This is a genomic window from Azospirillum sp. A26, from assembly GCF_042604635.1.
Lineage (GTDB): Bacteria > Pseudomonadota > Alphaproteobacteria > Azospirillales > Azospirillaceae > Azospirillum > Azospirillum palustre.
Genome location: NZ_CP170472.1, coordinates 1,922,852 through 1,945,471 on the forward strand (window position 1 = coordinate 1,922,852; position 22,620 = coordinate 1,945,471).

Here is a 22,620-nt window from a genome sequence, read left to right on the forward strand (position 1 = left end):
GCACAGAGCAGGTGGACAGACAAAAACCGGTAAAATTTTCCGACAATTGGCGAAAACGAAGTCGAAATCGTTAAATAATGGTTTCTTGACAGACAAATCAGGCCAACCTACTTCTAAATCACGGTGCCGGATGTCGTTACTATACCCAAAAGTGGTAGATCGGTGATCCGCCGCTTGACCTGGAAAGGGCAGATGCGTGGTGCCGCAGATCAGTCCGCAGGATTTGGAACGGTGGCGTAATCCCGACTGGCGCATCCGTTTGGCTGCGTGGTGGGAAGGCTATGACCTGTCCCGCCTGCCCCGCATTTCGAACCGGGCCGACCCACGCGCTCTGGCGGGCCGCCGCCAGCCCGGCCCGGTCGATGCGGTCGGTGGCGCCACCCCTCCAGCGCCGTCGGGCACAATCGCGCTGCCGGCACCGCCCACCGGCAACCCGGAACTGGACCGGCTGGCGTTGATGCAACTCGACCGTCACGGCGAGCCGGTCTGGTCGCCGGCGCGCAGCGAGGGGGCGCAGCTTCTGTGGGGCCAGGACATGACAGGACCGGAGGAAGCGGCGTGGCTGGTCGATTCCGTCCGGTCCTTCGGGCTGAACCCGGCCAAGAGCGTGCTGGACCTGTCGGCCGGCCTGGGCGGCACCGCCCGCGCGCTGGTGCAAAGCTGCGACACCTGGGTGACCGGGCTGGAGCCGTCGCCGCTGCTGGCGAAGCTGGCGATGGACCGGTCGAAGGCGCTGGGCCTGTCGAAGAAGGCACCCATCGCCCATTACGACCCGGAGCATTTCAACCAAGCCGGCAACTTCGACCTGGTGATGGCCGACCGCATTCTCCACCGCGTGCGCGACAAGGACCTGTTTCTCGACCGGCTCGGCGACTGCGTGAAGCCCAAGGGCGGCATCGCCCTGTACGACTATGTGATCGACGGCACCCCCGGCTCCTGGGACAGCTGGAACGGCTGGCGGGAGGAGGAGCCGATGGAGGTCTATCCCTGGACCGCCACCCGCATGGCCGACGAACTGACCCAGCGCAACCTCGACCTCCGCATTTCGGAGGATCTGACCCAGCTGCACCGCCGCCACATCATCGACCGCGTGCGCAAGCTGGCCGACACGCTGGCGGCCGCCGCGCCGCCGGCACCGGTACTGGCCGCCTTGAAGCGCGAACTGGCGCTATGGTGGGCACGGTTGCGGGTGCTGGGCAGCGGGTTGCGCTTCGTCCGCTACGTGGCGATGAAACCCGCCTGACGAAGCCCGCCCCATAGGATGGCGTGAGGGCAGATCAGCGGATCAGCCCGATGCGGTCCAGCCGCAGGGCCGCCGGCCAGTGGGCCAAGTCGTCCAGCGCGGTTGGATCGACGGAGAAATGCCGCAGGTCGGCACGGCCGATGAGGTTTTCGGCGGGAACGAAGCCGACGCCGCCGGCCGTTGCCGCAACCCGGCTGTCCAGCGAATTGCTGCGGTTGTCACCCAGCATGAAGTAATGGCCATCCGGCACCCGAAGCGGCGGGGTGTCGTCCAGACCATCGCGCCCGGCCACATGCAGGACACGGTGCGCCGGACCACCCGGCAGATGCTCCACATATTGCGGGATGGTCCGGCGGGCGCCATCGGCTCCCGTCTCGACGAAATCCTCCACGCGCTCCAGCGCCGCCGGCTGGCCGTTCACATGCAGAATGCCGCTCCGCATCTGCACCACGTCGCCCGGCAGCCCGACGAGCCGCTTCACATAGACCTGCTCCGGGTCGCGCGGCAGGCGGAACACCACGATGTCGCCGCGCTGCGGTGCATGGCCCAGAACCCGGCCGGAGATGGGAAGCGCGTCGAGCGGGAAGGAATAGCGGCTGTACCCATAGGGGAATTTGCTGGCAAACAGGAAATCGCCGACCTCCAGCGTCGGCTCCATCGATCCCGACGGGACGTGGAAAGGCTGCGCCACCACCGAACGGGCGCCAACGGCCAGCAGCCCCGCGACCGCGACCGTGCGGACCATCTCCCAAAGACCGCCCTTGCCCGTCACCGCCCGCCTCCGTCCATGTGTCGCCGCGGGCAGACTAGCCGGACAAGCCACTCGCTGAAAGCCATATGCAATTCCGGACGGCATAAAACTTTGTAATGTATGGACCACCGCACCGTAATCGTTTCCAGTATCCAGGCACACGCCAAGTCCTGCCCCTGGATTGGACTTCCGCCTCGCCTTGCGGCAGGGGACATTCGGTGCGTTGATAGACCGGGCTCGCGCCCTACATCTTGGCTGTATGGCCCGCTCTGTCCGGCGGCCGTCCGGTCCATCCCCAGCCCATCCGACGAGAAGCATCTTCCCCCAGGCATCCGCCCCGGTGCCCGCCCGAACCGAAAGCCACGATCCGGACTGCCGGGTCCAAAAGCCACAGAAGCCAAGGAGTCTTTCCCGTGACCACCTTCACCGGTCAGGATTCGCTCAAGACCCGCCGCTCACTCAGCGCGGGCGGCAAGAGCTACGACTATTTCAGCCTGAAGGCCGCCGAGGAGGCGGGTCTCGGCGATCTGTCGCGGCTGCCGTTCTCGATGAAGGTGCTGCTGGAAAACCTGCTGCGGTTCGAGGATGGGCGCACCGTCTCCGTCGACGACGTGAAGGCGGTGGCCCAATGGCTGGTCGACAAGCGGTCCGACCGTGAAATCGCCTATCGCCCGGCGCGCGTGCTGATGCAGGACTTCACCGGCGTGCCGGCGGTCTGCGATCTGGCGGCGATGCGGGAAGCGATGGCGTCGCTGGGCGGCGACCCGACGAAGATCAACCCGCTGGTCCCGGTCGATCTGGTCATCGACCATTCGGTGATGGTCGATTACTTCGGCGGCGCCGACGCCTTCCAGAAGAACGTCGATCTGGAGTTCGAGCGCAACCTGGAACGCTACGAGTTCCTGCGCTGGGGCCAGAAGGCCTTCGACAATTTCCGCGTGGTGCCGCCGGGCACCGGGATCTGCCATCAGGTCAACACCGAATATCTGGCCCAGGTCGTGTGGACCGACGGCGACCCGTCGGGCAAGCCGGTGGCCTATCCCGACACGCTGGTCGGCACCGACAGCCACACCACCATGGTCAACGGCCTGTCCGTGCTGGGCTGGGGCGTCGGCGGCATCGAGGCGGAGGCCGCGATGCTGGGCCAGCCGATCTCCATGCTGATCCCGGAGGTCGTCGGCTTCAAACTGACCGGCCGGCTGAAGGAAGGCATGACCGCCACCGATCTGGTGCTGACCGTCACCCAGATGCTGCGCAGGAAGGGCGTGGTCGGCAAGTTCGTCGAGTTCTTCGGGCCGGGCCTGGACAGCATGACGCTGCCCGACCGCGCCACCATCGGCAACATGGCGCCGGAGTATGGCGCCACCTGCGGCATCTTCCCCATCGACGCCGAGACCATCCGCTACCTGACCTTCACCGGCCGCGACCCCGACCGCGTGGCGCTGGTCGAGGCCTATGCCAAGGCCCAGGGCATGTGGCGCGAGCCGAACAGCCCCGACCCGGTCTTCACCGACGTGCTCGAACTGGACATGGGCACGGTGGAGCCGTCGCTGGCCGGCCCGAAGCGCCCGCAGGACCGCGTGCCGCTGTCGGCGGTGGCGCAGGGCTTTGTCAAGGACATGAGCGAGGCCTACAAGGCTGACGACCCGAAGAAGGCGGTTGCGGTGAAGGGCGCCGACTACAGCCTGGAACAGGGTGCCGTCGTCATCGCCGCCATCACCTCCTGCACCAACACCTCCAACCCGGCGGTGCTGGTCGCCGCCGGCCTCTTGGCCAAGAAGGCTGTCGAGAAGGGACTGAAGCAGAAGCCGTGGGTCAAGACCTCGCTGGCGCCGGGCTCCCAGGTGGTCACCGACTATCTCGCCAAGGCCGGGTTGCAGCCTTACCTCGACCGCATCGGCTTCAACATCGTCGGCTATGGCTGCACCACCTGCATCGGCAACTCCGGCCCGCTGCCCGATACCATCGCCGCGGCGGTGGAGGAAGGCAACCTCGTGGTCGGCGCGGTGCTGTCGGGCAACCGCAACTTCGAAGGCCGCGTCAACCCGCACACCCGCGCCAACTACCTCGCCTCGCCGCCGCTGTGCGTCGCCTATGCGCTGGCCGGCAACCTGAACATCGACCTGACCACCGACCCCATCGGCACCGGAACCGATGGCCAGCCGGTCTATCTGAAGGACATCTGGCCGAGCAACCGCGAGGTGCAGGACGCCATCGACGCCTCGCTGACCGCGGAGATGTTCCGCAGCCGCTATTCCGACGTGTTCAAGGGTCCGGAACAGTGGCAGGCCATCGCCACGGCGGAGGGCCAGACCTACCAGTGGCAGGACGGCTCCACCTATGTGAAGCTGCCGCCCTTCTTCACCGGCCTGACCAAGACGCCGGACCCGGTGTCGGACGTGCGCGGCGCGCGGGCGCTGGCGGTGCTGGGCGATTCCATCACCACCGACCACATCTCCCCCGCCGGCTCGATCAAGAAGACCAGCCCGGCCGGCGAGTATCTGCTGAGCTATCAGGTCCGTCCGCAGGACTTCAACAGCTACGGCGCCCGCCGCGGCAACCATGAAGTCATGATGCGCGGCACCTTCGCCAACATCCGCATCCGCAACGAGTTGATCCCCGGCGTGGAAGGCGGCGAGACCAAGCATTACCCGTCGGGCGAACGGCTGCCGATCTACACCGCCGCCATGCGCTACGCCGACGAAGGCGTGCCGCTGGTGGTGGTCGCCGGCAAGGAATACGGCACGGGGTCGAGCCGCGACTGGGCGGCGAAGGGCACCCGGCTGCTGGGCATCCGCGCGGTGATCGCCGAAAGCTTCGAGCGCATCCACCGCTCCAACCTCGTCGGGATGGGCATCCTGCCCTTGCAGTTCAAGGACGGCCTGACCCGCAACGAGCTGAAGCTGGACGGGTCGGAACGCTTCGACATCGCCGGGATCGAACAGGACCTGCGCCCGCGCAAGGACGTCACCCTGACCCTGACCCGCGCCGACGGCACGGTGGAGACCCACCCGCTGCTGCTGCGCATCGATACGCTGGACGAGGTGGAATATTACCGGAACGGCGGTGTGCTGAACTTCGTGCTGCGCAATCTGGCGAAGTAAGGCTGCCGGAGTTCAAATAAGGAAAGGGCCGCCTCCCGATGGGGAGCGGCCCTTTTCGCTGTCGGTGCAACCGAAGCGGCGCCTCACGCCGCCCCGGCGCTCGCCATCATGCGGCGGAGGTCGTTGGGGAAGACCGGCTTGTGCAGGATGCGGAAGCCGCGGCGCTCGGCCTCCTCCTGGCGCTCGGAACTGGTGTCGCCGGTCAGGATGATGCCGGGAACCGACTGGCCCAGCATGGTCTGGACGGCACACACCGCCTCCGGACCGGTGCGGCCCTGCTGGAGCTGGTAGTCGGCCAGCACGATCTGCGGGCAGCGGCCGTCGGCACGCAGCCGCTCAAGCGCCTGATCGCCAGACTTGGCGGTCAGCACGTCATAGCCCCAGCCCTCCAGGATCGCCTTGAGGCCGAGCAGGATGATCGCCTCGTCGTCGATCACCAGCACCATGCCCTTGGCGGCCCCGGCCCCGGCGCCGGTTGCGGCCGCAGCCGGCGCGGTAATCGTCCTGGTCGCCCCGCCCGCGCTCCGCCCGCCACCGAAGGCGTTGGCGATGGCGCTGATCGCCTGCCCCCGGTCGTTGGCCGCAGCGGCATCGTTGGCGACGGACCGGCGCGCGAGCGTCGCGGCGGCGGCGGCGGTGCCGCTGGCCGGACGCGGGTTGCCCAGGATCACCCGCGGCAGTTCGACCGCGAAGACCGACCCCTTGCCCTCCCACGAGCGCACCGTCACCGGATGGCCGAGCAGCCGCGACAGCCGCTTGACGATGGCCAGCCCCAGGCCGAGGCCGCGTTCGCTGCGCTCGCCCAACTGGGTGAACTCCTCGAAGATGTCCTCCAGCCGGTCGGCGGGGATGCCGGCGCCGGTATCCCACACCTCCACCCGCATGCCGGACGGCGTCCGGCGGCAACCCAGCAGCACCTTGCCCCTGGTGGTGTAGCGCAGCGCGTTTTCCACGAGGTTGCGCAGGATGCGCTCCAGATGGGCCGGATCGGTGTGGACCCAGGCGCGGGTCGGCACGGCGCGCAGTTCCAACCCCTTCTGGGCGGCGCGCGGGCCGTATTCGGCGACCAGCCGGCCAAGCATCTGGTTCAGCCGCACCTCGACCGGTGTGGCGACGATCTTGCCGGATTCCAGCCGCGACATGTCCAGCAGGCCGTCCAGCAGGCTCTTCAGCGTGTCCAGCCCCTGCCGGATGTTGTCGAGGATCGGCAGAGCCGCATGGCCCTGCAACCGGTCGCTCAACGCCGCGGTGAAGAGATAGAGCGACTGCACCGGCTGGCGCAGGTCGTGGCTGGCGGCGGCGAGGAACTTGGACTTGCCGTCGTTGGCCTGATCGGCCTCCTCCCGCGCACGGCGCAGTTCGGCCTCGGCCTTCTTGCGGTCGGTGACCTCGACGGCGGCGCAGGTGACGCCCTCCACACGGCCGGCGGGATCGAGCAGCGGGTCGATGGTCAGGTCGAAGAAGCGGTCCTCGCCCTTGCAGCGGATGCGCACCTCTTCCCGCGCCCCGACGCCGCTCTCCATCACCCGACGCTTCAGCGCCATCATGCCGTCGGCATCCTCGCGCTGGCTGCACAGGTCGGCGTCGGTACGGCCGATCAGCGCGTCGGGAGAGAAGCCGAGCCATTCCGAATGCGCCCAGGTGTAGCGCAGGTCGCGGTCCTGGTTGAGCACCACCACGCCGGAATTGCGCAGACCGGTGCGCACGCGCTCCTCGGCGACGCGCAGCGCCTCCTCGGTGCGCTTGCGTTCGGTGATGTCGATACCGGTGGCGATCAGGTGGGTGACATGGCCGTCGGCATCGACCATCGGGGTCAGGTTGACGTCCACCGTCATCTCCCGCGGCGCGGTGTCCCGCCCGGTGGCGACGCGCAGCCCGGCGTCGAAGCGGGAGGACCGTCCACCGGCGCCCAGCGCCAGCGCCTGCCGCAGCCGCTCCCGCCCGGCCTCGTCGAAGGACAGCCAGCAGATCTCGTCGAAGGGACGGCCGACGATGCGGGCGGGCGGCAGCCCGGCGGCATCGGCGGCGGCGCGGTTGACCTGGGCCACCGCCCCGTCCGGCGTCAGCACGCCGACATAGGCCGGCAGCGCGTCCAGCACGGCGCGGATGTGGCTTTCCGACTGGCGCAGCGCCGCTTCGCGCGCCTCCAGCCGTTCGGCCATCATGTCGAAGGCGTAGCCGAGCTGGCCGATCTCCGACGAGCGGTCGGACAGCTTCACCCGGGTGGCGGTCTTGCCCTCGCTCCAGTCGCGGGCGGCGGAAACCAGCGCATCGACCGGGCGGCGGATGAACAGGGTGCCGCCGATCCAGGCGGCGGCGGCGGCGACCAGGAAGCCGGACAGCGTCATCAGCAGCCCGTCACGGGTGGCGCGGTCCACCGCGCCCATGGCGGCGCCACGGTCGACGCCGACGCTGATGAACAGGTCGCGGATGCCGGCGGACGGCGGAGAGAAGGCGAGAATGCGCGACACGCCGTCCAGTCCGGGCAGCAGGGTCACGCCGGCTTCCCGTTCCGACAGAAGCCCCAGATAGCTGTCCGGCAGCCGTTCGCCGGCCCGGCCCTGGGTGCCCGGCAGCTTCACCAGGATGGTGCCGGAGCGGTCGGCGACGGTCAGGGTGGTGTTGTCCGGCATCGGACGGGAGGCGAAGAGGGCGGTCAGCCGCGGCACGTCGAGCGACAGGGCGACCACGCCGGCCCGCCGGCCGTCGCTGTCCGAATAGGGAGCCGCGACCGGCAGTTCGCCGCCATCGGCGCCGGAATGGGTGATCGTCCATTCGCCGACGGCAAAGCGGCCCTGCGCCATCGCCCGGCGGAAATGCGGCTGGACGCTCAGCGAGGCACCGATGCGCGACGGATCGGCGCTGCACAGGATGCGCCCCTCGGTATCGGTGATCGACAGGGTGCGGTAATCGGCGGAACGGGTGGCCAGCCGTTCCAGATAAGTCTGGCAGTTGTCGATCTCGCCCCGGCGCAGGAAGCGCGCCTCGGTCACCGCGGTGACCATCAGGCGGGCGCTGTCGATGAGACGGAAATGCTCGCTTTCGACCTGCCGGAGAAGCCGTTCGGCCTGGAGTGTCACCTCGCCCTCGCGCTCCGCCCGCTGTTCGAGCACGCTGTAGATCTGGATGCCGATCGCCGGCAGGACCGCGAGCAGGACCAGGATGAAGAGGCGTGCCAGAAGGGTCATGGCTTAGACGAGGCTCCTCCGCAAAGCAGACCGGATGGAACGATGGATGCGCCACCCTGCGGCAGGCCTATCGCTAACCCACTTATGGTTAAGCGCCGGTTAATTTAGAAAAGAATGGGCCGGAACAGAGGGGAGAACCCGATCGAAGGGCTGTTATCCTCTCCCAATTTGCCGTCAATCGCAGGGCATTTACATCAAAAACCAAAACATACCACCATCGAGTGGCTACGGTCGAAAGGGATATGTCCCGCAGCCTGCTTGAATTCGCGTCGTTGCTGTGTTCAAGGACTTCCCATGCAACTGCAATACAGACGCTGCTCCATCGATGGAACAGGCTGCCGATGGAACAGGCTGCGGGATGGGCTGTTGAAGCCTTGCAATGACCACACCATTCCTCCTCCCCCCGCTCCGCACCACGTCCCAGGGCACGCCGCGCCGCGTGGGGGTGGAACTTGAATTCGCCGATCTGGACGCGCCGTCGGCCGCAGCCTGCGTGCACCGGCTGTTCGGCGGCAGCGTCACCGTCGAGAACCCGCACCGATGTCTGGTGACGGAAACGCGGCTCGGCGACTTCACGGTGGAACTCGACATGCGCTCCGCCCACAAGGGCAAGGGGGGTGCGGCGATCCTCGACCCGCTGCGGCCGCTGTGGGGCAACATCGGCAGTCTGGTGATGCCCTTCGAGATCGCCGCCCCGCCGGTGACGGTGGAGCAGATGCCGGAGCTGGAAGAGATGGTCGCCCGCCTGCGCGCGCTGGGTGCCGCCGGGACGGAGGCCAGCCCGCTGTTCGCCTTCGGCCTGCATTTCAATCCGGAGGTGGCGCGAACCGATGGCGATTACCTGCTGGACACTTTGAAGGCCTTCCTGCTGCTGGCCCCCTGGCTGCGGCGGGAGATCCGGGTCGATGTCACCCGGCGCCTGTCCGGGTTCATCGCCGCCTTCCCGACGCCCTATGCCGCCAAGGTCGTCGATCCCGGCTATCGTCCCAACCTGGGCGGGCTGATCGACGATTATCTGGCCGACAACCCAACCCGCAACCGCGAGCTGGACCTGTTCCCGCTGTTCGCCCATCTCGACCGCGACCGTCTGGCTGCGGCGATGGAGGATCCGCATATCCGCCCGCGCCCGACCTTCCATTACCGGCTGCCGAACGCGCGGTTGAGCGACCCCAAATGGTCGCTCGCCGCCGACTGGAACCGCTGGGTGGCGGTGGAGCGGCTGGCCGCCGACCGCGCCCTGCTGGATGGCCTCGGCACGGATTACCGCCGGGCAGCCGAAGCACAGCAACTCGACGGCTGGGCCGAGCGCATCGACGCCGTGCTGGCCGCCAATCCGGGCATTCACGGCGCCGAGGCGGACGCCGGGACAGACAGGACCGGGCAAGTCGACGGGGTCGACGGCGCCGCCCGTCAGGCCGGCTGAGGGGAGTTTTCCATGGCAGCCATCGTCGGCAGGTCCCGGCCGCTGGTCGGCATCACCGCCTCGATCCATGGCAGCCGCATCGCCGCCATGGCCAACCGGCTTGCCCTGTGGCGGGCCGGTGCATCGTCGGTCCGCATCACCGCCGAGTCACCCTTCCCCATCGACCGGCTGGACGCGCTGGTCGTCGGCGGCGGCGACGACATCGACGCCTCGCTCTACGGCGAATCCGCCCGCCCGCACATCCGCATCGATCCCGAACGCGACCGGCTGGAGATGCTGGCGCTGGACTGCGCCGCCAAGATAGGGCTGCCGGTGCTGGGCATCTGCCGCGGCTCCCAGATGATCAACGTCCATCGCGGCGGCTCGCTCCACGTCGACATCCACGAGGTCTACGACGAAGCGCCGCACATGCGCACCGTTCTGCCGCGCAAGCGCATCCGGATCGCACCGGACAGCAGGCTCTACCGCATCCTCGGCATCGCCGAATGCCGCGTGAACGCCCTGCATCACCAGTCGGTGGATCGTGTCGGCGACGGTCTGCGCGTGGTCGCCCGCGAACGCGCCGGCGTCGTCCAGGGCATCGAGGCGCCGAACGAGCCCTTCATGATCGGCGTGCAGTGGCATCCGGAATATCTGGTCGCCGACAGCCGGCAGCAGGCCCTGTTCCGCCGTCTGGTCGACACCGCCGCCGGAACCGCTCCGCTGGACGAATTCGTGGAAGTTCCGACCCGCCGGTCGGTCCGCGCATCCGGCTGAGCATCCGGCTGGAAACCCCCAGCCTTCAAACTGATCTTCGACTCAGGCTGAACTTAACAAGCTGATCCCGTCGGCGCAGCGGCACTCGGCTGCATATCCGATTGAGACGGATCACGGCACCGGAAACGACGCGGGCGCCGCCGGAGGGATGGCTCCGGGGCGCCCGCGCTGTTGCTGCAGAGAAGATGTTACTGGCTGCCGCCGTTGTCCGGGCCGCAGTTCGGGGTGCCCGGCGGGCAGTGGGTGCCCGTCGCGGTCTGGTTGTCGCGCGGAACGTTGCTGCCGGTGTTGTTGCCCATGCCCGACGGGGCGGTGGTCACACCCGGCACCGGCGAGGTCGAGGAGCCCGACATGGTGCCGGTGGTGCCGGTCGAACCCGACATGCCCGCACCGCCCGTCGTGGAGCCGGCCGACGGCGAGGTGGTGGCGCCCGGCGGGGTGTGGACGATGCCGTCCGGTCCGACGTTGGTGGTGCTGCTCGGAGCGGTGGTGTATGCGCCGCTGCCCTTGAGGGCGCCGGGGTTGGCTTGCTGAGCGGTCTGGGCCATGGCCGGGGCGGCCATCAGGAGAACTGCCGAAACAGCACCGATCATCAGGTTACGCATCCTCGAACTCCTTCATGGTGGCAACGCCTCGCATTTGGGCGTCTTTGGAACGGGACGGACGCCGTGTTTGGAGCCGCAATCGGCGTCCGGCCAGGGCGTCGTTGTCTTTCATGGGTTTAGAACAGGGCAATCGGGGCATGATCTCGGTCGGTCCATGCGCTTTTTTTGGAAAAACGCCGGCAAAAGAGGGGCAAGGACGCGCCCGTCGGGTTCCTTCGGCGAGCCACCGACGCACAGCCGGCGAAGCGGGAACAACAGGTGCGCCATAGGGTTCAAGCCGCGAGGCGGATGGTCCGCGCAAAGCCTCCCGACGCGTTTTCAATGAGGGTTCCAGCCTTGCCCGACGCCTCCCAGGATGCCACCCGACATTCCGCCCCCCATCATTCCGCAACACCCCCGATGCCCCCCGATCCTTCCAGTGCCATCGGAACCTCCGACCCGGTGCTCCGTCCCGGCCAGACCTGCTGGCGGACCGAACGTGCCGGGCGGGTGGCGGTGCTGGTCGACGGCGCCGATTATTTCCTTGCCGCCCGCGCCGCCATGGAACAGGCGAAGCGGTCGATCCTGCTGGTCGGCTGGGACATCGACCCGCGCATGCGCCTGGATCCCGAAAGCTCCGAGACGCTGGGCCGCTTCCTCGCCCGGCTGATGCGGTCGCGGCCCGGGCTGCATGTCCGGGCGCTGAAATGGGACATGCCCTTTCCCATCGCGCTCGACCATCCGCATGAGCCACTGGAGCGGCTGGACCGCAGCACCGGCCACCGGCTGAACGCCCGGCTCGACGGGGAACTGCCGGTCGGCGCCGCCCAGCACCAGAAACTGCTGGTGATCGACGATGCCCTGGCCTTCTGCGGCGGGATGGACTTCTCCTTCGACCGCTGGGACACGTCGGAGCATCTTGATGACGACCCGCGCCGCCGCTGCCCGAACGGCGAACCCTATGGTCCCCGCCACGACGTGATGATGATGGTCGACGGCGATGCCGCCCGTGCCCTGTCCGAACTGGCGAGGGAGCGCTGGCGCTGCGCCACCGGCGAGGTGCTGGAGCCCTGCCCGCCGCCCGACACCGACCGGGCCGATCAGGATCCCTGGCCGGACTGTTCCCTGCCCGACTGCGCCAGCCCGATCCTGACCAACGCGCGGATCGGCATTTCCCGCACCGTGCCGGAGACCGAAGATCGTCGGGCGATCCGCGAGAGCGAGGCGCTGACCTTCGCCGCCATCGCCGCGGCCGAGCGCACCATCTATCTGGAAAACCAGTATTTCGCCTCCGCCCGCGTCGCCGAGGCGCTGGCCCGCCGGCTGGCCGAGCCCGACGGGCCGGAAGTGGTGCTGGTGGTGTCGATGGAAAGCCCGAGCTGGTTCGACCGCATGGCGATGGACACGCCGCGCTCGGTGGCCTTGCGCTGCCTGCGCGCAGCCGACCGCTTCGGCCGGCTGCGCGCCCTGACTCCGGTGACGGAGGGCGGCGGGCCGGTGATCGTCCATTCCAAGGTGGTGGCGGTGGACGGCCGGCTGCTGCGCATCGGCTCGTCCAACCTGAACAACCGTTCGATGGGCTACGACAGCGAATGCGACCTGACCATCGAGGCGCCGCGGGAGGACGGGCCGGAGCGGACCAGCGCGGAGGCCGCGATCATGGGCGTGCGCAACCGCCTGCTGGCCGAGCATATGGGCATCGACCAGCCCCGGCTGGAGGCGGAAATCCAAGCGGCCGGCAGCGTCGTCGCCGCCATCGACCGGCTCTGCCCGCAGTCCGGCCGCCGGCTGGCCGAACTGCCCGCCAGCGATCCCAGCCTGACCGAACAGGCCTTCGCCGCCCTGCGCATCGCCGATCCCGACGACCCGAACGAGGCCTGGGCGCCGTGGAAGCGTCTGCCGCCGCCGCCGCGCTCCGCCCTGCGCGCCGCCGCTGCCGCTCTGCTGACGGTCGGGCTGGCCGCCGGGGTTTGGAGCGTGATCCGGAGCGGACGCGAAAAAGCCCGCCCCGCGCGCGACTGACCGTCACGCAAGAGGCGGGCCCGCTTTCCGAAATCCCCTCTCCCACCGTGGGAGAGGGGATTTCCATGTCTGGACTTATCGCGTTTCCGCGACGCGGCCGTCGTCGGAGATGACGATCTCGACGCGGCGGTTCTGCTGGCGGCCGGCGTCGGTGTTGTTGGCGGCCACGGGCTGCGCCTCGCCCATGCCCTGGGTGACGATGCGCGCCGGCGAAACGCCGCGCATGGTCAGGGCATCGCGGACGGAGTTGGCGCGGGCCTCCGACAGGCGCAGGTTGGTGGTGTCGCTGCCGGTGCTGTCGGTGTGGCCCTCGATCCGGATGGTGCGGCCGGGCTGGGATTGCAGGAACTGGGCGAGCCGGTCGATGCGCTCATAGGCGCCGGGGGTCAGTTCCGCCCGGCCGGTGGCGAACAGGATGTCGCCCAGCGTCATGACCAGACCGCGCTCGGTCCGCTGCGCCTGGAGGTCGCGCAGCTGCTGCTCCAGCTCGGTGTTGCGGGCCTGGAGGCGGTAGGTGTCGGCGTTGGCGACCACGGTCTGGGCGCCCTTCACCCCGGCCGTCTCCTGGGCGATCTGCACCCGGCGGCTGACGATGTAGGCCTGGTGATCGACCTCGGCGGCATCGGCGCCCTGGTCGCGCATCGCCTCGGCTCGGCGCAAGGCCGTCTCGGCGTCGCGCAGCTGAAGCGGGGCGTTGCCGGCGACCTGCGGGTTGGCGGCGGCGAGGCTGTAATCCTGCCGCGCCTGGGTCAGGGCGGCGCTGTCGGTGGGCTGGGTGGCGCAGCCGGCCAGCCCGAGGCCGAGACCCGCGAGGATGAGGCCCGAGAGAACGGGGATGCGGCGGGAAGCGAACGCGGTCATTGACGCACCTCCGGATAGCTGTAGCCCCAGCTGTTGCCGCCGCTGGTCCCAACCCCAGAGCCGCTCACCGTGCCGAGCGAACCGGCCGGTGCCGGCGGAACCGCGGACGGAGCCGGATAGCTGGAGCCGCTCATCCCGGAACCGCCATAGCCGGCCCCGCCGGACGGCGTGCCGCCCAGCGTCGAGCCGCTATAGACCGGCGCCACGTCCGGCGCGGCGGCCGACCGCGGATTGTTGGGGATCGCGGACTTGGCCACCGCGGTGGCGGCCTGCTGGGTCACCGCGCGCTGCGAGGTCACCGTCGCCAGTTCGGCATCGACGCGGGCCTCCTCGGCGAGGCGGCGGGCGCGGGTGCGCTCGTCGGCGCGCATGGCCTTGTCGGCGGAGGCCAGCTTGTCGCGGGCGCTCTGCAACGCCACCGGGGCGTATTGCAGGGCGTTGGCGCGCTCGGCCTCCTGCACCGCCTGGGACGCGGCGCCGAGCTGGGCGGTGGGCGGCGGCACGTCGGAGGCGCAGGCGGCCATGCCGAGCGCCGCCGACAAAACGGCGGCGGCTCGCCACCGGTTCGTCATTGCGGATTTGCGGGTCATCTGGTCGGTTCCTTTCGGATCGGGCTTCACGCCGGAAACCGGGGGCGGGCCAAGGTCGTGTCCCCCTCAAGTCATGTCCTTTCGGCCACGTCCTTTCGGGATGTCTTGCGCCTCAAACGCGCCAGCACGGGCGAAGGTTCCGCGCCGGTTCAGCCGCCGCTGCGCGAAATTCCTTCACGCTCCGCCCGGCGGTTGTCGCGCCGGTGCCGGACCAGCCGCAGCACATAGGTGGCCAGCAGGACGATGAACAGCACCAGCGCCCCCGGCACCATCCAGTCGGCGATCCAGGGAAAACCGACCCGCACCAGATAGCCGGTGCCGGCCAGCACCAGCGACCACAGCGTCGCCCCGGCGGCGGCATAGAGCAGGAACACCGCCATCGGCAGCCCGCAGGCCCCGGCAGGAACCGAGATCAGCGTACGCAACCCCGGCAGCGGCTGGCACAGCAGAACGGCGACGCCGCCGCGCCGGGCGAACCACTCGGTGGCGCGGTGAACCTGCTCGGGCTTCACCGTCAGCCAATGGCCGTGGCGGCGGAGGAAGGCTTCGAACCGCTCGCGCCCCATCCAATGGGCCGGCAGGTACCACACCAGTTCCCCCACCGCCGACCCAGCCCCGGCGGCCAGCGCCACCAGCAGCAGGTTGAACTCCCCCGTCGCGGCCCCCATGCCGGCCAGCGGAATCACCGTTTCCGCCGGCACCGGCGGCAGCACGCGGGCCAGGATCAGCATCAGGAAGATGCCGAGATAGCCGAACTGCTGCACGATCTGGATGATCCACTCGGTCATTGGGTCCACAAAGAGTCGGTGAGGAGAAAGCCGTCTCCAGTGAACCGTGCTGGCCTTGCCGGCGTTCCCCGTTTTTCCATCCCCCCTGACCCCAATCTTGACCCCAATCAAGGCAGAGGCCGTTCGTACACGGTTCAGTGTCTCCATCATGACCGCATCCCTCGCCCTCGCCGCCGCCCTGCTGTTCCTCAGCCATGCCCTGCCGTCCTGGCCGGGGGTGCGGCCCGCCCTGATCGCCCGGCTCGGCCGCGGCGGCTTCGTGACGATCCATTCCGTCGGCTCGCTGCTGACGCTGACCCTGTTCGTGCTGGCCTACCGCGCTGCCGACGGCGGGGAGGTGCTGTTCACGCCCTTCGACTGGGCCGCCCCGCTGGTGGCGGTGGCGATGCCCGTCGTCTTCCTGCTGCTGGTCGCCCGCGTCACCACCCGCTTCGGCAGCCAGGGCGCGCCGAACCCGCCCCGCGGCGTTTACCGCCTGACCCGTGCGCCGGGTAGCCTGGCGCTGCTGCTATGGGCATGCGCGCACCTGAACGCCACCGGCGACGGGCGCCGGGTGCTGCTGTTCGGCACCATGGCGGCCATTGCCCTGTTCGCGCTGGTGAAGAACGAAATCGTGCTGCGCCGCAGCGCCGCCGGTCGTGCCTACCGGGACGAGACCTCGCTGCTGCCACTGGCCGGGCCGCAGGGCTGGCGCGGAGCGCTGCGCGGACTGGCGGAGATGGGGCCGGCAAGACTGATCGGCGGGCTTGCCGCTTATGGTGGGATGCTGATGCTTCACCCCCTGCTCTTCGGGGTGGATCCACTCTACTGGGTAGGTTGAGCGGGACGGCGGACCGGTGCATCTGTTGAGGACGGGACAGGAGTACCGCGTCCCCCGCCCAGCCTGACCTCCACCCCTGTGCCTCTTGCCCCTGTGCCTCTTGTCATTGCTCCCCCCGCCATTGCTTCAGGAAGCCCCCGCATGAAAATCCGCGAGATCATGACCCGCGACGTGCAGACGGTCCGGCCCGACGACAGCATCCGCCGGGCCGCGCAATTGATGGACCAGTTGAACGTCGGCATCCTGCCCGTCTGCGACGGACGGGATCTGATCGGTGTGGTGACCGACCGCGACATCACCATCCGGGCGATCTCCGCCGGAAAGCAGCCCGACCGCTGCAAGGTGTCGGAGGTGATGACCGCCAATCCGCGCTATTGCTACGAGGACGACCCGGTCGGAAGCGTGACCCAGTTGATGGCCGGCCAGCAGATCCGGCGTGTGCCGGTGGTGGACCGCAACGACCGGCTGACCGGCATCGTCTCGCTGGGCGACCTTGCCACCGACGCCAAGAACGACCGCGCGGTCCAGGACACGCTGGAACGGATTTCCTCCCCCTCCGAGCCGGACCGGGCCTGAGCGACCTCCCTCGACAACAGGAACCAACCATCATGGAACAGACATTGGGTCCCGACGACCCACGGGTCCGTGACCGGGCCTATCGGCTTTGGGAAGAGGAAGGGCGGCCCGATGACCGCCATCTCGACCATTGGGCGCAGGCCGCCCGCGAGATCGAGGAGGAGGACCGCCGCAACTCCGGCGGTCCCCGCGTCAACAGTCCGGACGCCGGGCTGGCCGTTCCCGATGACGCCGCCGCCCGCAACCAGCGGGAAGCGGCGGCGCATCTGGGCCAGTCCTCGGTGCCGTCGGACAGCTGATCACTGGATGGAAGCGGTCACTCGATCTTGAGGCTGACCGCTTCCATGCCCTTTTCGCCCTGGCGGACGGTCATGCGCACGCGCTGCCCGTCATCCAGACCGCGCAGGCCGGCGCTCTCCAGCGCACGGGCCGGAATGAAGACGTCGCGCCCGCCGTCGTCGGGCTGCGCGAAGCCATAGCCCTTACCGCCGTTGAACCACTTCACCGTGGCGCCCATCTCGCTGGTCGGACCGCTGGCCTGCTGCGGACGGCGGGGACCGCCCCGGTCCTGGAAACCACGGTCCTGGCCCCGGTCCTGGAAACCGCGATCCTGGTTGCGGCTCTGGAAGCCGCCCCGGTCGCCGCCGCGATCACCACCACGGTCGCCAAAGCCGCGGTCACGCGGACCGCCGGCATCGCGGCGCGCACCGAAACCGCGGTCACCGCCCCGATCCCCACCCCGGTCACCGAAGCCCCGATCACCGCGGTCCCCGAAGCTGCGCTCGCGCCCCTGCGGACGGGCCGGGGCGGCGGCGGTGGAGAGATCGACGGAGTGCAGGACGCTGACCTGCTGGCCCTTGCGATCCTCGACAAGGTCGACGACGACGGTGGCGCCGTCCGGCAGCGTGGTGTGGCCGGCGGGAACGACGAGCGAGGCCGGCAGCAGGGCGTCCTTGCCGCTGTCGCCGACCTTGACGAAGCCGTAGCCACGTTCGGGGTTGAACCATTTCACGGTGGCCGTCACCTGGGTGGCGACGACGTTGGGCTGGCGATAGACGTGGCTGCGGGGCGGCTGATTGTGCATGGGAAACCCGAACTCCGGCAAACAGAAGCGGCGCCCTTGCCGGTCCATCTCATGGACCGGTGGACGCCAACCCCTGACACATCGCCCGTCCGCGCGCTCTTGGCAAGTCGGGACCGCTCCGAATAAGCCGGACAGGCCGTTAAATCACACCCGTGAGGCCCGATGGACCGTCCTCAGCCCATCAGGCGGTCCATCAGACGGTCCGGCGCCGGCGGCGGTTCACGCGGCGGAACCGGGATCGGGCCCGGCGGCTCTCCCAGCGGCGGACGCGCCGGATCGCCCGGCACCGGCATCGAGTCATCCGGCACCGACGGTTCGCGCGACGGCGCTGGCGGATAGGGTCCAAGTTCGAAGATCATGCGCGGTTCCTCAAAATCATTGATAAGGCAAGTGACGTCATCAGCCGCCATGACCGCCGGGGGCGGTCCGCGACAGGCGCCGGGCATCGTTCAGGCTGGTCATGCAGCGGGTCTCGTCGCCGTCGCGGGCGGCGCTGCGGGCGGCGGTGACCAGCGATTCCACCTGGGCGTTCCGCGCCGCTTGCCCCATCAGCCCGTCGCCGCCGCCGGAACCGCCCGGACCGCTGTCCGGCGGCGTCCGCGAGTTGGCCTGGGGGCTGATGGAGGGAGCGGTCGGCATGTTGCTGCCGATGGCCGGCGGCTCGACCACCGACCGGTCGCCGACGGCGGGCGGCGCCACCATGCCGCCGGACTGGGCGAGCCGGTCGCTGCCGCTGCCGGACCCCGGTTCGTCGCGCGGGGTGGAGCCCGACAGCCCAGGCGTGCCGGTACCGCCACCAGGACCGGGGACGGCGACCGGCGGCGGTTCGGTCGACAGGCCGAGATCGGCGGCGAACTGATCCACCATCGCGCCGCAACTCGCCTGGGCCGCGGCACCCATCTGGGCCGCCGCCCCCTGGGCGGCGAGGAGCCCGGTCGCCATGACGAGGGCGACGGGGCCGAACCTTGTGAAATTTGTCCGCATCGGTCGCGTGCTCCTCGGGTTGGCTCCTCGGGGGTTGGCCCCTCGGGTTGAGCATGTCCATCCGGTCAGGCCCATGGCGATCCCGCTCGGGGGGCATGTTCCGATGGAATCAACGGTCGTGGGCAGGGCACGGTTCCGGCAGACCGGTCGAAGATCTGCCCGGCCATGCATCTTGCTCATTTCGCAGGCAGAGGGCGTCGGCTGTAGAGTGCCTGTCCCCCTCCTCAACCAACGGTCCGCAGTTCCATCATGATCGCCAACATGGCCGCGCTGGGCGCGGCGCTGTGCTGGGCCGCGGGCGGCCTGATCGCCATCGGACCGGTGCGGGTGCTCGGCTCCATCGCCTTCAACCGCGTGCGCCTGACCATCGTCGCCGCGGCCCTGCTGGTCGCCACCACCCTGCTGGGCGGCTGGCAGACGCTGGACACCGGGGCCGCGCTGACGCTGGCACTGTCGGGGTTGCTGGGGATCGTGGTGGGGGATATGGCGCTGTTCTGGTCGCTCAGCCGGCTGGGGCCGCGCCGCAACGTGGTGATCTATGCCGCCAACGCGCCGCTGACCGCCCTGCTGGCCTATGCCCTGCTGGGGGAGGCGCTGGGGCCGTGGACCGTTCTGGGCGTTGCGCTGGTCACGCTGGGGGTGATGCTGGCGGTGGCCCTGCGCTCCGGCTCCACCCACAGCTGGGAGGCGATCCAGGGCAATTTGCTGGCCGGCGTGTCGGTCTGCCTGCTGGCGGCGGTCGGTCAGGCCGCCGGCTCGATCATCGCCAAGCCGGTGATGACGGCGGGCGCCGATCCGATCGCGTCGGCCGCGGTGCGGGTCACCACGGCGGCTCTGATGTTCACGGCCATCGGCGTGCTGTCGGCTGTTCGCGCCGGGGTTAACGGCGGCGCGGCGGTGGCAGGCGCCGGTGGGCTCGGCGGGCTGCTGGTCCCCCGCGGGCTGACGCCGAAGCTGATGCTGCAGATCGCCGGCAACGGGCTGCTCGGCGTCGGGCTGGGGATGACGCTGCTGCTGGTCGGGCTCGCCCACGGCAATGCCGGCGTGGTCGCCACCCTGTCGGCGCTCAGCCCGGTCCTGATCCTGCCGATGATGTGGCTGCTGACCGGCCAGCGCCCGTCGCTGGGCGCCTGGGCCGGCGCCGCGGTCGCGGTGGCCGGCGTCGCCCTGATCGTCAACAGGTAGGGGGACGGCTCAGCGGGCCGTCTCAACCGCCACGCCCAGGGTGGGCAGCGCCGCCTGAAGCGCCGAGGAGGCGCGGTTGACGGCATCGCGCAATTCGATCTTCAGCACCGGCTCATCCGGCCATTGCTGCTCGCAGGCATGCTGAAGCTTGCGGGCGGTCCGCGACAATTCCAGGAGGCCGACATTGCCGGCCAGCGACACCATGGCATGGGCGTCGGCCGCGGCGGCCTTCGACGAGTCCGCCTCGCCGATGCGGTCGGTGCGCAGGGCCAGCTCGGCCAGGGTGCCGGCGATGAAGCGGGGCAGCACGTCCGCGCCCAGCGTTTCGGCCAGCGTGTCCAGCGTGGCGCGGTTCAGCACCGGCGCGCTGTCCGACACCGGCGCCACCCCGGCCAGCACCGTCGCCTCTTCCACGGCATCCCCCTCCGGCAGAGTCCCATCCGTCCCGACGTCGAGCCAGCGGTCGACCGCGGACAGCAGCGTGTCGCGCTCGATCGGCTTGGTCACATGGTCGTTCATGCCGACATCCAGGCAAAGCTGGAGCTGATCGGTCAGCGCGTTGGCGGTCAGCGCGATGATGGGCACGGCGCCGCGCCGCCCGCCAAGCTGACGGATCGCCGCGGTTGCCTGCAAACCGTCCATCCGCGGCATCTGCATGTCCATCAGGACGAGGTCGAACTCGCCCCGGCGCATCGCCTCCACCGCCAGGATGCCGTCCTCCGCAACCTCGACCGTATGACCGGCCTTGCAGAGGATGGAGGAGGTGACGATCTGGTTCATCGGCACGTCTTCGGCCAGCAGGATGCGGGCGCTGCGGGTCGGTGCCGCATTTTTCCGCTCGACGGCGGACAACCCCGGCGCGGTGGCGACCGGCAGCGGCAGCTCGAACCAGAAGGTGCTGCCCACCCCCGGACTGCTCTGCACGCCGATATGACCGCCCATCAATTCCGACAGCTGCTTGGAGATGATGAGGCCGAGCCCGGTGCCGCCATAGCGCCGGGTGGTGGAGCGGTCGCCCTGGCTGAAACGCTGGAACAGGTTGGCCTGATCGGCCGCCGGAATGCCGGGGCCGGTGTCGCTGACCGAAAGCCGCACATGCGCCACCGGAACGGCCTCCCCCTCGCCGGCTTCCTGCCCCGACAGCAGCCCGGCCGACAGCAGCACCGAGCCGCGTTCGGTAAACTTCACCGCATTGCCGACGAGGTTCAGCAGGATCTGGCGGATGCGCGCCTCGTCGCCGCGGACATAGCGCGGAACGGTGCCGCCCAGCGACAGTTGCAGCAACAGCCCCTTCTGCGAGGCGGCATTGCTCATCAGGTCGCGGCAGTCGCGCAGCAGCCGATGCAGGTCGAAGGCGCGCTCCTCCAACTCCAGCTTGCCGGCCTCGATCTTCGAATAATCCAGGATGTCGCCGATGATCGCCAGCAGCCCGCGCCCGGCCTCGCGCTGGAGCGACACATACTGGCGCTGTTCCGCCGTCAGCTCGGTGCCGAGCAGCAGATCGGCGAAGCCGATGACGCCGTTCAGCGGCGTGCGGATCTCATGGCTCATCGACGCCAGGAATTCCGACTTCACGCGGTTGGCCGCTTCGGCCTCGGCGCGGGCGGCGGACAGCTCCTCCTCGTAGCGCTTGCGCTCGGTCACGTCGCGGACCACGCCGACCACCACGAAGCCGCCGTCGGACCCCACCGTCGGCCGCATGCTGGATTCGACCCACAGGTAATGGCCGTCGCGGTGGCGAAGCCGGTGGGTGAAGGTGACGGGGGGCGACCCCGGCTGCAACCCGGCGAAGGCCATCGCCGCACTATCGAGATCGTCCGGATGCAGCAGGTTGGCCGGGGCGGAACCGACGATCTCCGCCGGGTCGTGGCCCAGAATGTCGCGCACCGACGGCGACAGGTAGCGCACCGCCCCGTCGGCCTTCATCTCCAGGATCATGTCGGTGGCGTTGTCGGCCAGCAGGCGGTACCGCGCCTCGCTCTCGCCCAGCCGCCGTTCGGCGTCGTGGTGGCGCTGCTCGCGCAGCAGCAGGCCGCCCAGGAACAGGGTGCCGAGCGGGATGATGGCCAGCAGCGCCGGCGCCGTGCGCTGCCCCACCTGCAGGGCAAGCTCCCAGCTGGGCAGCAGCAGCAGGGTCGACGTCGACACCAGCGTCAGCAGAAGCCCGAAGCCCAGCAGCGAACCGACGCCCATCGCCATCCCGCGCCGCTTCGACCACATCGCGAAGCCGACGCCGGTCAGGAAGGAGAGCAGCGCATTGGCGACGCCGGCCTCCATCCCCACCCCGCCCAGGACGATGCGGTATCCCGCGACCGTCACCGCGGTGATGGCGGAGGAGAGCGGACCGCCGAACAGCGCGCTCAGCCCGACCAGCGGGGCCCGCGCGTCGATGAAGATGCCCGGCCCGATGTGGATGGGGTGGACCATCGAGAAGATGGCGGTCAGCGCCATCACCGCGCCGAAGACGATCTGGCGGGTGTACAGGCTCCAGCCGCCGGAGCGGCGGATCAGAAACGTGTAGGCAAGAACGACGAAGGCGCTCGCCGCGATGTTCTCGGCAAGATCGTACGCCATCGAAGAGAAGTTGCCCAACATCGCCCGGCCGCCGTCCCCACCCGATTTCCCGTTACCTCTATACCACGGAAGGATGTCGCGAAACCG

The 22,620-nt window shown here is 69.4% G+C and carries 19 protein-coding genes; 9 read left to right on the top strand and 10 right to left on the bottom strand.

Features of this window, described 5'->3' with window-relative positions; all coding sequences use genetic code 11:
* Window positions 1-199: 199 nt before the first annotated feature.
* Window positions 200-1,243 carry a class I SAM-dependent methyltransferase gene (locus ABNQ39_RS09715; RefSeq protein ID WP_376957260.1) on the top strand — a complete coding sequence of 348 codons (1,044 nt, stop codon included), beginning with the start codon at window positions 200-202 and terminating at the stop codon, window positions 1,241-1,243.
* A 34-nt stretch (window positions 1,244-1,277) separates the two neighbouring features.
* Here the strand turns inward: ABNQ39_RS09715 and lepB are convergent, their stop codons facing one another.
* Window positions 1,278-2,015 carry a signal peptidase I gene (lepB, locus tag ABNQ39_RS09720; RefSeq protein ID WP_376957262.1) on the bottom strand — a complete coding sequence of 246 codons (738 nt, stop codon included), beginning with the start codon at window positions 2,013-2,015 and terminating at the stop codon, window positions 1,278-1,280.
* 392 nt (window positions 2,016-2,407) lie between these two features.
* On the opposite strand from lepB, the gene acnA reads away from it, so the two are divergent.
* Complete coding sequence (acnA, locus tag ABNQ39_RS09725; RefSeq protein WP_376957264.1) at window positions 2,408-5,098, top strand: aconitate hydratase AcnA; 2,691 nt, start codon at window positions 2,408-2,410, stop codon at window positions 5,096-5,098.
* 83 nt (window positions 5,099-5,181) lie between these two features.
* Here the strand turns inward: acnA and ABNQ39_RS09730 are convergent, their stop codons facing one another.
* Window positions 5,182-8,286: a PAS domain-containing protein gene (locus tag ABNQ39_RS09730; RefSeq protein ID WP_376957266.1), complete on the bottom strand. Its 3,105-nt coding sequence runs from the start codon at window positions 8,284-8,286 to the stop codon at window positions 5,182-5,184.
* Window positions 8,287-8,665: 379 nt separating this feature from the next.
* Between ABNQ39_RS09730 and ABNQ39_RS09735 the strand changes: the two genes are divergently transcribed.
* On the top strand, window positions 8,666-9,709 hold the full coding sequence (locus ABNQ39_RS09735) for an amidoligase family protein (protein WP_376957268.1): 1,044 nt from the start codon (window positions 8,666-8,668) through the stop codon (window positions 9,707-9,709).
* A gap of 12 nt (window positions 9,710-9,721) precedes the next feature.
* Complete coding sequence (locus tag ABNQ39_RS09740; RefSeq protein WP_376957270.1) at window positions 9,722-10,465, top strand: gamma-glutamyl-gamma-aminobutyrate hydrolase family protein; 744 nt, start codon at window positions 9,722-9,724, stop codon at window positions 10,463-10,465.
* A 188-nt stretch (window positions 10,466-10,653) separates the two neighbouring features.
* On the opposite strand, the gene ABNQ39_RS09745 is transcribed toward ABNQ39_RS09740, so the two are convergent.
* Window positions 10,654-11,070, bottom strand: a complete 417-nt coding sequence (locus ABNQ39_RS09745; RefSeq protein WP_376957272.1) for a hypothetical protein — start codon at window positions 11,068-11,070, stop codon at window positions 10,654-10,656.
* A 399-nt stretch (window positions 11,071-11,469) separates the two neighbouring features.
* Here ABNQ39_RS09745 and ABNQ39_RS09750 point away from each other — a divergent pair, with 399 nt between their 5' ends.
* Window positions 11,470-13,071 (top strand): phospholipase D-like domain-containing protein, encoded by a 1,602-nt coding sequence (locus ABNQ39_RS09750; RefSeq protein WP_376957273.1) that lies wholly within the window; start codon window positions 11,470-11,472, stop codon window positions 13,069-13,071.
* A gap of 75 nt (window positions 13,072-13,146) precedes the next feature.
* Here the strand turns inward: ABNQ39_RS09750 and ABNQ39_RS09755 are convergent, their stop codons facing one another.
* The 3 genes from ABNQ39_RS09755 to ABNQ39_RS09765 all read right to left on the bottom strand — a co-directional run bounded on the left by ABNQ39_RS09755 (window position 13,147) and on the right by ABNQ39_RS09765 (window position 15,310).
* Window positions 13,147-13,932, bottom strand: a complete 786-nt coding sequence (locus ABNQ39_RS09755; protein ID WP_376957275.1) for an OmpA family protein — start codon at window positions 13,930-13,932, stop codon at window positions 13,147-13,149.
* Window positions 13,929-14,522: a DUF4398 domain-containing protein gene (locus ABNQ39_RS09760; RefSeq protein WP_376957277.1), complete on the bottom strand. Its 594-nt coding sequence runs from the start codon at window positions 14,520-14,522 to the stop codon at window positions 13,929-13,931. Before ABNQ39_RS09760 ends, ABNQ39_RS09755 begins: the two co-directional genes overlap by 4 nt.
* Before the next feature lie 149 nt (window positions 14,523-14,671).
* Window positions 14,672-15,310 (bottom strand): DedA family protein, encoded by a 639-nt coding sequence (locus tag ABNQ39_RS09765; RefSeq protein ID WP_376957279.1) that lies wholly within the window; start codon window positions 15,308-15,310, stop codon window positions 14,672-14,674.
* A gap of 148 nt (window positions 15,311-15,458) precedes the next feature.
* On the opposite strand from ABNQ39_RS09765, the gene ABNQ39_RS09770 reads away from it, so the two are divergent.
* The 3 genes from ABNQ39_RS09770 (at window position 15,459) to ABNQ39_RS09780 (ending at window position 17,005) form a co-directional block, all read left to right on the top strand.
* Window positions 15,459-16,130, top strand: a complete 672-nt coding sequence (locus tag ABNQ39_RS09770; RefSeq protein WP_376957281.1) for an NnrU family protein — start codon at window positions 15,459-15,461, stop codon at window positions 16,128-16,130.
* A gap of 141 nt (window positions 16,131-16,271) precedes the next feature.
* Window positions 16,272-16,706, top strand: coding sequence for a CBS domain-containing protein (locus tag ABNQ39_RS09775; RefSeq protein ID WP_376957283.1), 435 nt, complete (start codon window positions 16,272-16,274; stop codon window positions 16,704-16,706).
* Window positions 16,707-16,738: 32 nt separating this feature from the next.
* Complete coding sequence (locus ABNQ39_RS09780) at window positions 16,739-17,005, top strand: DUF2934 domain-containing protein (RefSeq protein WP_376957285.1); 267 nt, start codon at window positions 16,739-16,741, stop codon at window positions 17,003-17,005.
* Between the two features lie 17 nt (window positions 17,006-17,022).
* Here ABNQ39_RS09780 and ABNQ39_RS09785 read toward each other — a convergent pair whose 3' ends face one another.
* The 3 genes from ABNQ39_RS09785 to ABNQ39_RS09795 all read right to left on the bottom strand — a co-directional run bounded on the left by ABNQ39_RS09785 (window position 17,023) and on the right by ABNQ39_RS09795 (window position 18,774).
* On the bottom strand, window positions 17,023-17,790 hold the full coding sequence (locus tag ABNQ39_RS09785; protein ID WP_376957287.1) for a cold-shock protein: 768 nt from the start codon (window positions 17,788-17,790) through the stop codon (window positions 17,023-17,025).
* Between the two features lie 173 nt (window positions 17,791-17,963).
* On the bottom strand, window positions 17,964-18,149 hold the full coding sequence (locus ABNQ39_RS09790; protein WP_376957289.1) for a hypothetical protein: 186 nt from the start codon (window positions 18,147-18,149) through the stop codon (window positions 17,964-17,966).
* A gap of 40 nt (window positions 18,150-18,189) precedes the next feature.
* Window positions 18,190-18,774, bottom strand: coding sequence for a hypothetical protein (locus tag ABNQ39_RS09795; RefSeq protein ID WP_376957291.1), 585 nt, complete (start codon window positions 18,772-18,774; stop codon window positions 18,190-18,192).
* A gap of 249 nt (window positions 18,775-19,023) precedes the next feature.
* Here ABNQ39_RS09795 and ABNQ39_RS09800 point away from each other — a divergent pair, with 249 nt between their 5' ends.
* Window positions 19,024-19,959, top strand: a complete 936-nt coding sequence (locus tag ABNQ39_RS09800; RefSeq protein ID WP_376957293.1) for a solute carrier family 35 transporter — start codon at window positions 19,024-19,026, stop codon at window positions 19,957-19,959.
* A gap of 9 nt (window positions 19,960-19,968) precedes the next feature.
* Here ABNQ39_RS09800 and ABNQ39_RS09805 read toward each other — a convergent pair whose 3' ends face one another.
* Complete coding sequence (locus tag ABNQ39_RS09805; RefSeq protein WP_376957295.1) at window positions 19,969-22,533, bottom strand: hybrid sensor histidine kinase/response regulator; 2,565 nt, start codon at window positions 22,531-22,533, stop codon at window positions 19,969-19,971.
* Window positions 22,534-22,620 lie beyond the last annotated feature (87 nt).